The organism is Paraburkholderia metrosideri, from assembly GCF_904848625.1.
Taxonomy (GTDB): domain Bacteria; phylum Pseudomonadota; class Gammaproteobacteria; order Burkholderiales; family Burkholderiaceae; genus Paraburkholderia; species Paraburkholderia metrosideri.
Genome location: NZ_CAJHCP010000016.1, coordinates 49227 through 59733 on the forward strand (window position 1 = coordinate 49227; position 10507 = coordinate 59733).

The window sequence follows — 10507 nt, forward strand, 5'->3', positions numbered from 1 at the left end:
GTCGAGGCCAAAAAACGACCCGATCGCAGTCGGCTGCCGTTCGTTCGCCAGCGCAATTGCAGAGCAGCGAACGCCGGGACGGCCGTCAGGTTCGCTCAGACGGATCGGTCTTTTTCGCCGGCGTACGGATATCGGGCGACAACTGCGCGAAGATCCACGACGAGGCCGCCGTGATAATGCCAACGCACAGGAAGGTCGCGTGAAATGCCGGCAGTGAATTGATCGCGGTCACTCGCTGCAGGAGGCCCGTGAAGGTTGCGAGCAGCGCCCCTGCGACTGTTACGCCGAGACTCATCGAAAGCATCTGGACGAGCGAAAACAGACTGTTGCCGCTGCTGGCGCCGCCGGTGCCCAGGTCTTTGAGCGTCAACGTGTTCATCGCGGTGAACTGGATCGAGTTGACGGCCCCGAACAGCGCCAACTGGATCAGGCGCAGCCATAGCGGCTGACTCGCGCTGGTGAGCGCGAAGCTCGCCATGGCGATGCCAACCAGCACCGTGTTGACGATCAACACGCTTCGGTAGCTGTACTTGACGATCAGTTTGGTCACCAGACGTTTGGACGCCATGCCGGCGGCGGCGACCGGTAGCATCATCAGGCCGGCTTCAAATGCGCTATAGCCGAGACTGACCTGCAATAGCAGAGGGATCAGATAGGGCATCGAGCCGCTGCCGATTCGCGCGAACAGATTGCCGAGCAGGCCCACGCTGAACGTGTGAATCTTGAAGAGATCGAGCGAAAAAATCGGTGAAGGCTCGCGTTGCGCGTGCAGCCCGTAAGCGACGAAGCAGCCGAGGCTGAGAATCAGCAGCACCAGCACGGTGGCGTGCTGAATACCGAATTCGGTGCGGCCATCGAGTGCAAACGAGATCGCGATCATGCCGACGATCAGCAGCAGATAGCCTTTCAGGTCGAATTTGCCCGTGTCTTCGTTGCGGCTGTCCGGCATGAAGATAAACGTCGCGATGCAGCCGATGATCCCCACCGGCACATTGATCAGAAAGATCCAGTGCCACGACGCGATTTTTACCAGCCAGCCGCCCAGCGTAGGCCCAATCAGCGGTCCGATCAGGCCGGGTATCGCGACGAACGACAACGCCGGTAAATAACGTTCTGCCGGAAAAGTGCGCAGTACTGCGAGCCGTCCAACAGGCAGCAACATCGCACCCCCCACGCCTTGCGCGATGCGGAAAATCACCAGCTGGTTCAGCGTGTGCGCATTGGCGCATAGCAGCGAGCCGACAGTAAAGACGAGGATCGCGCTCATGAACACGCGCCGCGTGCCGAGCTTGTCGGCGAGCCAGCCGGACACCGGAATCATGACGGCCATCGTGAGCGAATAGGCGATCACGACCGATTGCATGCGCAGCGGCAACTCGCCGAGGCTCGTCGCCATCGCCGGCAGCGCGGTGTTGACGATGGTGGAATCGAGCGTCTGCATGAAGAAGCCCGTGGCGACCACCCACAGCATCACGTTGAGCGAGCGGGCCGGAGGGGTGGCGGGTGCGGCGGCGGGCGGGGTCGGCGTGGACATGGAGGGCGGCGGGGCGCGCCGGGACGGGCTGGGACTCGCTATTCTAGGGAAAAGCGGGGTGCAGCGCAGCCTGGGGAGCGGATTCCATGCGGGCAGGTTCGACGAGCACGGCGATTCGCTGAGCGTTGACGCATGGCCGGACCGGGAAGCCGTACGCTCATGCCGCGGAACACGACCCAGTCCAGCGCCTTGAGTGCGCTCGCAACAGATTGTGTGAATCGTTCTCCGGGGTTGCCTGCTAAAAACGCTCACCGCGTCCCGACCGTTCCGCCGCAGTTGAAGACGCCCCCGCCGCCTTGCTCGCACCCAGGTGCCAGGTGTATCCCGATCAACGGACTTCATTGCCCTGTTCAGCCGGACAGAGTCAACACGTCATGCGGTCCGAGGCGAAGGCACATCGCGCGGGCAATCGATTTGTGCTATCAGTCCTCCGGCTGATCGAACGAGCTCATTCCCGTCACGTCAGATGACCCATCGCTGCAGCCTTTGCAAGCCACCACAACAAAGCCAACTCTTCAATCCGCCGGCAGGCTCGCCGCCGCCCGGAAAAACGCCTGCGCCTTGGGATCATTGCCGAACGCGACATGAATCCTGATCCACGGCGTCGCTTCCATATTCGGCCTGAAGTGGCTGCCGGGCACCACGATCACGCCCATTGGCGCACCGCATTCCACCAACCGCTCAGCGTCGGCGACATGCGGCACGCGCGCCCACACGAACTTGCCGCCCACTGGCTTTTCAAAGATTTCCCAGCCCGCATCTTCCAGCGTGCGGATGGACGAGCCCAGCGCGTCGCGCATCCGGCGGCGCAGGCGATCCAGATACTTGCGATACGCGCCGCGCTCCAGCATCGCTACCGCAACCGCTTCGGCAAAGCGCGAGCCACCAAGGCTCGTCAACATCTTGATGTCGATCAGGTCCTTGATGATCGCGTGGCGCGCGACCACGCAGCCGATCCGCAGCGACGACGACAGCGTCTTCGACAACCCGCCCACGTAGATCACATGTTCGAGTTGGTCGAGAGTGGCGAGCCGGTCGGTGAGTTCGGTCTGAAAGTCGGCGTAGATGTCGTCTTCGATGATCGAAAAGCCATGTTCGCGCGCCAGTTGCAAGATCCGGAACGCCACCTGCGGCGCAACCGTGGTGCCGGTGGGATTGTGGAACACCGTATTGATGAATAGCAGCCTGGGCCGGTGCAGCTTGAGCTGCGCCTGGAGAACGTCGAGGTCGGGGCCGTTCCGCGTGCGTGGGATGCCGATCATCTTCACGCCATGCAGCTTGAACAGGCCATACAGATTGTAGTAACCGGGGTCTTCGACAAAGATCGTGTCGCCCGCCTTGAGCATGTAGCGCATCAGCAGATCGAACGCCTGGCTCGCGCCGTTGGTGATCAGGATCTGCGACGTGTCGGCCTGTATCCCCAGCAGCCCGATACGGTTTTGCAGATGCTCGCGCAAGGTCGGGTTGCCGAGCGGCGTTGCGTAATCAACCATGCTCGCCGGGTCGGTGCGCGATACGTGGCGGATCGCCTGCGCAATGGCGTCCATATCGCGCCAGCTTTCGGGGGTGAAGCCGCTGCCGAGCTCGAGCATTTCACCCGGCGAGTCGAATTGCTGAAGCAGGTGGCCCGATTCGTCCTCGGCGCGACGCGGGTCCGACGTGCCTTCGCTGTGCGGCCCGATCTGCTGACGGTCGGCGACATAGAAGCCTGAACCGTGGCGCGAATCGACGTAGCCGAGCGACACCAGCCGGTCATAAGCCTCGATCACCGGGAAGCGGCTTACGCTGAAATCGGTGGCGAATTGACGAATGGACGGCAGCTTCGAGCCGGGATGCGTCGCGCGAGACCTGATCCAGCTCATGACGCCAGTGACGATCTGTTCGGTTAGCGGTACGCCGCTTTCCCGATCAAGCTGGATTTCAAGTTTCATGCTGTTTATTCCTTCACCGAACCGTACTGAACGGGGCAGTTCGAGAGTTCTGCCCATGCGCCGTACTCACAACGCATAGTGATGCCAACTGTTCGCTTTTTTGACTGAACAGTTCCGATGAAAGTGTTCGGAACTGTACATGGGTATTCGATCATCGCACGTCAATAATTCCTGCAACAGAGGAAAATTCCCTGAAGGAGAAAGGCGATGCGTGAGGTCCGGATTTACGAATTGGAACAGGGCGAGCCGGTGACCGCCTGGCGTGTCGCGCGGCCGTCGACCTTCAAGGTAGTGTCGGGCGAGATCTGGCTGACCGTCGAAGGGGACAGCGAGGATCATTGGCTGCGTGCGGGTGAATCGATTGATTTGCCGCGCGGGTCGGTAGCGTGGATCAGCGCAAGCCAGAATGGCGCCCGCTTTGCGTTGGCGAGCGGTTCGGAGCGGGCGGCGTTGAAGCCCACGCTGCGGGTATCCGTGTTGAGCTGGTTGCCGCGCTGGCTCGGCGTGGCCTGACGAGGTACAGAAGCGGACAGGCAGGCGCCCGTTAGCCCTCGGTCCCTGCTTCATATTCCCCGATGTACCGCGCGCGCGGCCGGATCAACCTTGCGTCGCGCGCCTGTTCCATCGCGTGCGCAATCCAGCCCACCACGCGACCTACCGCGAACAGCGTAAAAGCAGCGCCTGCGGGCAATCCAAGCACACGTTCTATCGCGGCGAGCGCGTAGTCGACGGTGGGTTCGGCGCCGGTCGTATCGTGCACGGCGCGCGCGAGTTTCAAGATTTCACCCATTGGCGAGCGAGCCGGCGCGCAGTCCGCGAGCAGGTCGAGCAACAGCCGCGCACGCGGATCCCCATCGGGATAAAGCGGATGGCCAAATCCCGACAGTCCCGGCCCATATGAACCCCGTTCATGCAGCGCGAGACGGTTCGCCAGATAGCGATCGAGATCGGGCGCGCGCGAAGCTTCTTCGAACAGCGCCGCAATGCGGGTTGTTTCACCGCCGTGTTTCGGGCCGGCCAGTGCAGCGAGTCCTCCCGCCACCGCGCCGAACAGATGCGTTCCCGTGGACGTGATGCAGCGGACCGTAAAGGTCGACGCGTTCAGTTCATGATCCGCGCACACCACCAGCGTCGCGCGCAACAGGCTGGTTTGCTGGCGGTTGCGCACATTCCACGCCGAAGCCAGTTGCCGATGCAGCGGTTCGTTCGACGGCGCCGCCGAGATCATCGCCGCCGCCAGCAGCCGCATGACGGCGCAGGCCGTATCGAGTTGCGCATCGCGGCCGAGCGCCCACACGCGTGGCATCTGCGCCGCGGCCGCCGGCAGCAGCACGAGCGCGCGATCGAGCGGCGTGCTGTCGCCCCACAGCTTGAGCCACGCAGCCCACTGTGCTGCGGCGAGCGGCGCGGCCGGCGCGTCCGCGATCCGGCGTGGACTGCATTCCCAGAGCAACGCCGCGATGTCTTCCAGCGACGCGGTTCGCGCCAGCTCCATCGCATCGTGTCCGCGATACAGCAGACGCCCCTTCGCCACCAGCGTGATCGACGATTCGAGCACCGGCACGCCCCAGTCCAGCACCTTCTGCGCGACCTTGCCGGCGCGCTTGCCGTCTTCCTTGCGTCGCGCGAGACGTCGCACCTCGGCGGCATCGTATAGCCGGTGCTTGCCCTGACTATCCGCCGATGAGCTCAGCATGCCGCGACTCACATAGGCATACAGGGTCGGCAAGCTGATGCCGAGCGCGGCAGCCGCTTCTGTGGCATTCATGAAGTTTGAAGTTGGCATGAAGACGCTCGGAAACCGAAGAAATCAATATATATTGATTATCATAATCAAGATTGATTGACGCACGGCGGAATTCTAGACTCGGTTCACTTCCACCTGTGTCGACATCAATACCATGACGCCTGAACTCGCACTCAAACATATCTGGACTGTCGCGGGATGCGACCCGACCGCGCTAAGGTCCGTCACGCTAAGCGGCGCCGATCCAAGCTTGCCGTCGGTCTACCGGGTCGGTAGCCTCGCGTCGGCGACGATCGCCGCGACCGGGCTGGCTGCGGCCGAATTCCACCGCTTGCGCACGGGCCAGGGCCATCGGCAACACGTCACGGTGCAGATGCGGCGCGCGCTGGCATCGTTTCGCAGCGAGCGGTATCTGCGGATCGATGGGGGGCCGCCGCCGGTGTTGCGCGATCCGGTAACCGGCTTCTACGAGACACGGGATGGCCGCTGGATTCAGCTGCACACGAACTTTGCGCATCACCTGCACGGCGTTCTGAAGGTGCTCGGCTGCGAGAGCGATCCTGCGGCGGTGGCCAAAGCGATCCGCAAATGGGACGGCTCGACGCTCGATCAGACACTCGCCGACGCGGGCCTCTGCGCGGCGCTGATCCGCACGCCCGACGAATGGGCTGCGCTCGATCAGGCTAAAGCGGTTGCGGGCTTGCCGTTGTTCGAGATCGAGCGGATCGGCGACGCCCCGCCGGAATTGCCGCGCCGCACCGGCTTAGAAAGGCCGCTTGCGGGTGTGCGGGTGCTCGATCTGTCGCGCATCATCGCGGGGCCGGTGGCCGGCCGTGCGCTCGCTCAGCATGGCGCGGACGTGTTGATGATCAACGGTCCGCATCTGCCGAATATTGCGCCGCTGGTGATCGACAACGGGCGTGGCAAGCGCTCGGCGGTGGTCGATCTGCGCGATGCAGGTGGGCGCGAGACGTTGCGCGGTCTGTCCACAGACGCCGATGTGTTCTTGCAGGCTTATCGTCCTGGTGCGTTGGCGGCGCGCGGGTTCGGTCCCGAGGAACTGGCGCGGATCAGGCCAGGAATCATCTATGTGTCGGTGTGCGCGTATGGCTATGACGGCCCGTGGGCACAGCGGCGCGGGTTCGATAGCCTCGTGCAATCGGCGAGCGGGATTGCCTTCACCGAACGGCAGGCGGCAGGTGGTGACGTGCCGAAACATCTGCCGTGTCAGGCGCTGGATCATGCCACCGGCTATCTGGCTGCGTTCGGCGCCATGGCGGCGTTGGCGCGGCGTTCGACGGAGGGCGGAAGCTGGCACGTGCGCGTATCGCTCGCCCAGACCGGGCGCTGGCTGCAGTCGTTCGGAACGATCCCTGACGGCTGGCAAGCGCCCGACGTCACGCTCGACGACGTTCGCGACAGTCTTACGACGGTCGAGTCCGAGTTTGGAAGCGTGCTAGGGGTGCAGCCGGCCGAGGAGCTGAACGAAACGCCCGCGTTTTTCGCATTGCCGCCGGCAAGGGTGGGGGCGCATGACGCTCGCTGGGCTCGATGAATCAGGTCGCCGGGGTTCGATTTTGTCGACTGCCGATCGTTGGACTGCGCCAGCGCAATCCAACCATCGGCAACCCGCGCCACGCCCGACAGTCCATTGCGCACTAGCCACGCCTATTTCCGCAACTCCGCGACAAAATCGTAGTAATCGTTGCGGCAGTACGTGTCGGTCAATTCGATCGCCCGCTGATCGGCGGTATAGCCGACACGGGTGATCAACAGCAGCGCTTCGTTCGGCGCAATACTCATTTGCTGCGCGATTTCCTCGTTCGCGTTCACCGCGCGGAAATGTTGCAACGCGCGGACGATCGACAGGCCGCGATTTTCCAGGTACGTATAAAGCGAATCGCCGATGGCCTGCGGATCGGGAATCACCGCCGACGGGAAGGTGGAGTTTTCCACCGCCATCACGATGCCGTCAGCCAGACGCAGGCGACGCAGCCGCGTCACCGCCGCCGCCGGCGACAAGCCCAGTTGAATCACCTCGTCGCGATTGGCCGGCGAAATCTCGCGCGACAACCACTTCGAGCTTGGCGTAAAGCCGCGCCGCCGCAGCATCTCGCTGAAGCTCGACAGGCGCGACAGCGGGTCTTCATAACGCGGCGTGATGAAACTGCCCGCACCCTGGGTACGGCGAATCAATCCTTGCTCGACGAGCAACGCAATTGCCTTGCGCGACGTGATCCGCGAAACGCCGAGCGCTTCGGAGAGCACGCGCTCGGACGGTAAAGCCTCGCCGGCGTTCCAGCGGTTTTCGTGGATGGCGGCGCCGAGCTTGCGAGCTAGTTGCAGATACAGCGGTGTGTCGTTTTCCGGGTCCGGGCGCAGGTCGCGCCAGCGGTCTTCCGAGGCAGAGGTCATGAGGCTCACGCAAGATGGGCAAGCGGCAATTCTATGACATCGGCGCGCTACGTTATAGCGGGCTTTTGCCTGGTGCCCGATCGAATGCTCGTAGAGCCGCTAAACTCGTCATGATGATTTGCGTCGCGCGCAGTGGGTCTGGACGCCTAAGGTTTGAAAAAGGGTCCGCGTGGCGCATTGTTTTGCATCGAGCTATTTCGAGGAGTCCGCATGACAAGCGATATTGCAAGCGTCAGCCTGCCAGATGGCGAACGCATTCCGGTATTGGGGCAGGGCACGTGGGAGATGGGCGAGAATTCCGCGCGACGGGCGGCCGAAATCGACGCGCTGCGCTGCGGCGTCGAACTTGGCATGACGCTGATCGACACCGCGGAAATGTATGGCGACGGCGCGACCGAATCGCTGCTCGGCGAAGCGCTTGCCGGGTTGCGGGATCAGGTGTTTCTGGTCAGCAAGGTGTATCCGCATAACGCCAGCCGGCGCGGCGTGATCGCAGCGTGTGAAAGGAGTCTGAAGCGTCTGAAAACGGATCGGCTCGATCTGTATCTGCTGCACTGGCGCGGCTCGGTGCCGCTCGCGGAAACCGTGGAAGCTTTCGAAGCTTTACGCGACGCAGGCAAGATCCGGCATTGGGGCGTCAGCAACTTCGACACCGACGATATGGAAGAACTCGTCGCCACACCGGGCGGGGAAGCGTGCGCGACCAATCAGATTCTGTATAACGTCGCGCGCCGTGGACCGGAATTCGATCTGCTGCCGTGGATGGCCGGGCGCAAGATGCCGGCCATGGCCTACAGCCCGGTCGACCACGCGCGTTTGCCCAAGCGCTCGCCGTTAGACGATATCGCCGCTGCGCGCGGCGTGTCGGTTTTCCAGGTCGCGCTGGCGTGGGTGCTGCTCAAACCCGGCGTGTTTGCGATTCCGAAGGCGGGCAGCGCCGCTCATGTGCGCGACAACCATCGCGCGTTGCAATTGCGGCTCAGTGTCGATGAACTGGCAGCCCTCGACACCTACTTCAAGCCACCGCGCAGCAAGCGGCCGCTCGACATGCTGTAAGCGCCGCGTTAGCTGCTGGCGGCACAGCGATGCGCTGTGCCGCGCGCGATCAGGTGCACGCGTGGTGGAGATGCACGGAACCCAGCAGGGCGACTTCTGCGGAGGTGTGCTTGAGTGCGTCCGGATCGACCTGGGCGGCGTCCGCCAGGAAGTCGTCGACGATTGATGACACGCGGGTGTCTTGCAGACACAGCGACACGCGCTGTGTTTCATTGGCCGGCAACGTGCCGCGCTGGCCCAGGAACAGCACCCCATATTGATAGCCGTGGATGATGCCGCGAATCGCGCCGATGCATTGGCCTGCCGCGACATTGTCGTTTTTCTGCTGGCAGGTCTGCATGAGCCAGTAAGCAGAGAAGGTCGGATCCACCGGCGGGGCGGCTTGCGACATCGTGGGCTGCATGGATGGCGCCGGCGTTTGCGCCTGAGCGAGCGAAGTCAGGCCGAGAGTCAGGCCCAGAGCGGCAGCCATTAGCAGGCCGGAGGCTGCACGTGCTGCGGCGGGGGAGACATTTCGTTGCATGTGGTGGGCCCTCATATCGAACGTTGAATGTGATATGAGGCTTGGCGCCTCAGATTGGTTCCACAACACTTGTGCGCGATCGGCTGTTTTGCGTTCTGGCCGTCGGCAAGCTGGCGTGTGACGGTTTTGTGAGTGTCGATAGCTTACCGGACGCCCATTGCCGTGCGCTTAAGGGGATTCCCGAATCGGACGCTCGCTGACCGGCTCGGGCGGTGACGCTCGACCGGGGGATCGAGACATCACCGCCGATGCCAGCGGGTCGCGAACGGTATGCCGGGGCATGTTGCTGGCGCGAGGAGGGCGCGGGGGCACCCTACCCAGGGAGCGGACGACGACTAGTGTCCGTTCCCTCCGCCATTGCCACTGCCGTTACCGCCGCCACCCTTACCTCCGTGACCGCCGCCGAAGCCTCCGCCAAAGCCCCCGCCGAAGCCGCCACCGAAGCCACCGCCAAAGCCACCGCCTTTTCCGCTGCCAAAGCCACCGCCTTTGCCACCGCTCGGGCCGCCGCTGGAGCCACAACCGCAGCCTGCGCTCCCACTACTGCTGCCGCTGCTGCTTCCGCCGCTGCTTCCACTACTGCCGCCGCTACTACCTCCACTGCTGCCGCCACTACTGCTGCCGCCACTACTGCTTCCACCACTGCTGCTTCCACCACTGCTGCCACCGCTGCTGCCACCGCTGCTGCCACCGCTGCTGCCACCGCTGCTGCCACCGCTGCTGCTTCCACCACTACTCCCACCGCTGCTCCCCCCATTACCTCTACCGGTACCGCCTTTCCCGCCCGCGCCACCGCCGGAACTGCTGCCGCCATTCGCAGCACCCGCACCCGCTGCGCCGCCGCCGCTCGACCCGCCACTCGCCGCACCGTTACTGCCGCTGCCGCCACCGCGGTGAACGCATCCGCTGATATTCGCGCTATTGCAATCGCGCGGCGCGAACAGTGCAGCGGCATCATCGGCGGCGGTGGTGTCGCCGGGTGCCGTACCCGTGGCCACCGCGTCGGGTGTCGCGCCGCTGTCCTGCGCGGCTTGCGTCGAGCCATGCTGACTGTCGCCAGGCAACGGCGTATCGGCAAGCACCATCCACTCGGGGACCACATCCGTCGATGCCGGATACGCCACGCCAGTGGCTAGCGCAACCACGCCTGCCACGATGGCCGCATTCCGAAGGATCCCGAAATAATATCGGTTGAATCGTCTGGTCTTCATCACGTCTCTCCCGAGGGAACGACGGCGCCTCGTTACCGTCCTCTCTCACGCTGATTCCACAGCGGCGGACCCGTCTGAATGCGGTCTTCG

Annotated in this window: 9 protein-coding genes; 3 read left to right on the forward strand and 6 right to left on the reverse strand. The window is 63.7% G+C overall.

Annotated elements, in window-relative coordinates; translation table 11 throughout:
• Positions 1–85: 85 nt before the first annotated feature.
• Together mdtD and LMG28727_RS29150 are read right to left on the reverse strand one after the other, a co-directional pair.
• Positions 86–1534, reverse strand: a complete 1449-nt coding sequence (mdtD, locus tag LMG28727_RS29145; RefSeq protein WP_201645802.1) for a multidrug transporter subunit MdtD — start codon at positions 1532–1534, stop codon at positions 86–88.
• A 515-nt stretch (positions 1535–2049) separates the two neighbouring features.
• Positions 2050–3465: an aminotransferase-like domain-containing protein gene (locus tag LMG28727_RS29150; protein ID WP_201645803.1), complete on the reverse strand. Its 1416-nt coding sequence runs from the start codon at positions 3463–3465 to the stop codon at positions 2050–2052.
• A 207-nt stretch (positions 3466–3672) separates the two neighbouring features.
• Between LMG28727_RS29150 and LMG28727_RS29155 the strand changes: the two genes are divergently transcribed.
• Positions 3673–3978: a DUF2917 domain-containing protein gene (locus LMG28727_RS29155; protein WP_201645804.1), complete on the forward strand. Its 306-nt coding sequence runs from the start codon at positions 3673–3675 to the stop codon at positions 3976–3978.
• 31 nt (positions 3979–4009) lie between these two features.
• On the opposite strand, the gene LMG28727_RS29160 is transcribed toward LMG28727_RS29155, so the two are convergent.
• A complete protein-coding gene (locus LMG28727_RS29160; protein WP_201645805.1) occupies positions 4010–5251 on the reverse strand; it encodes a citrate/2-methylcitrate synthase in 1242 nt (413 codons plus the stop codon).
• Between the two features lie 115 nt (positions 5252–5366).
• Here LMG28727_RS29160 and LMG28727_RS29165 point away from each other — a divergent pair, with 115 nt between their 5' ends.
• On the forward strand, positions 5367–6767 hold the full coding sequence (locus LMG28727_RS29165; protein ID WP_201645806.1) for a CoA transferase: 1401 nt from the start codon (positions 5367–5369) through the stop codon (positions 6765–6767).
• A 113-nt stretch (positions 6768–6880) separates the two neighbouring features.
• On the opposite strand, the gene LMG28727_RS29170 is transcribed toward LMG28727_RS29165, so the two are convergent.
• Entirely contained in the window at positions 6881–7627 is a 747-nt protein-coding gene (locus LMG28727_RS29170) for a GntR family transcriptional regulator (RefSeq protein WP_201645807.1), read from the reverse strand.
• 210 nt (positions 7628–7837) lie between these two features.
• Between LMG28727_RS29170 and LMG28727_RS29175 the strand changes: the two genes are divergently transcribed.
• Positions 7838–8683: an aldo/keto reductase gene (locus LMG28727_RS29175; protein WP_201645808.1), complete on the forward strand. Its 846-nt coding sequence runs from the start codon at positions 7838–7840 to the stop codon at positions 8681–8683.
• Positions 8684–8732: 49 nt separating this feature from the next.
• Here LMG28727_RS29175 and LMG28727_RS29180 read toward each other — a convergent pair whose 3' ends face one another.
• A complete protein-coding gene (locus LMG28727_RS29180; protein WP_201645809.1) occupies positions 8733–9206 on the reverse strand; it encodes a hypothetical protein in 474 nt (157 codons plus the stop codon).
• Positions 9207–9541: 335 nt separating this feature from the next.
• The gene (locus LMG28727_RS29185) at positions 9542–10417 is read right to left on the reverse strand and encodes a hypothetical protein (protein ID WP_201645810.1); all 876 of its coding nucleotides are present in this window, start codon (positions 10415–10417) and stop codon (positions 9542–9544) included.
• Positions 10418–10507: the final 90 nt, after the last annotated feature.

Coding starts and splice junctions, on each gene's coding strand:
- LMG28727_RS29170 (WP_201645807.1), bottom strand. CDS start 7,627: ATGACCTCTGCCTCGGAAGACCGCTGGCGCGACCTGCGCCCGGACCCG.
- LMG28727_RS29180 (WP_201645809.1), bottom strand. CDS start 9,206: ATGCAACGAAATGTCTCCCCCGCCGCAGCACGTGCAGCCTCCGGCCTG.
- LMG28727_RS29155 (WP_201645804.1), top strand. CDS start 3,673: ATGCGTGAGGTCCGGATTTACGAATTGGAACAGGGCGAGCCGGTGACC.
- LMG28727_RS29165 (WP_201645806.1), top strand. CDS start 5,367: ATGACGCCTGAACTCGCACTCAAACATATCTGGACTGTCGCGGGATGC.
- LMG28727_RS29175 (WP_201645808.1), top strand. CDS start 7,838: ATGACAAGCGATATTGCAAGCGTCAGCCTGCCAGATGGCGAACGCATT.
- LMG28727_RS29160 (WP_201645805.1), bottom strand. CDS start 5,251: ATGCCAACTTCAAACTTCATGAATGCCACAGAAGCGGCTGCCGCGCTC.
- LMG28727_RS29185 (WP_201645810.1), bottom strand. CDS start 10,417: ATGAAGACCAGACGATTCAACCGATATTATTTCGGGATCCTTCGGAAT.
- mdtD (WP_201645802.1), bottom strand. CDS start 1,534: ATGTCCACGCCGACCCCGCCCGCCGCCGCACCCGCCACCCCTCCGGCC.
- LMG28727_RS29150 (WP_201645803.1), bottom strand. CDS start 3,465: ATGAAACTTGAAATCCAGCTTGATCGGGAAAGCGGCGTACCGCTAACC.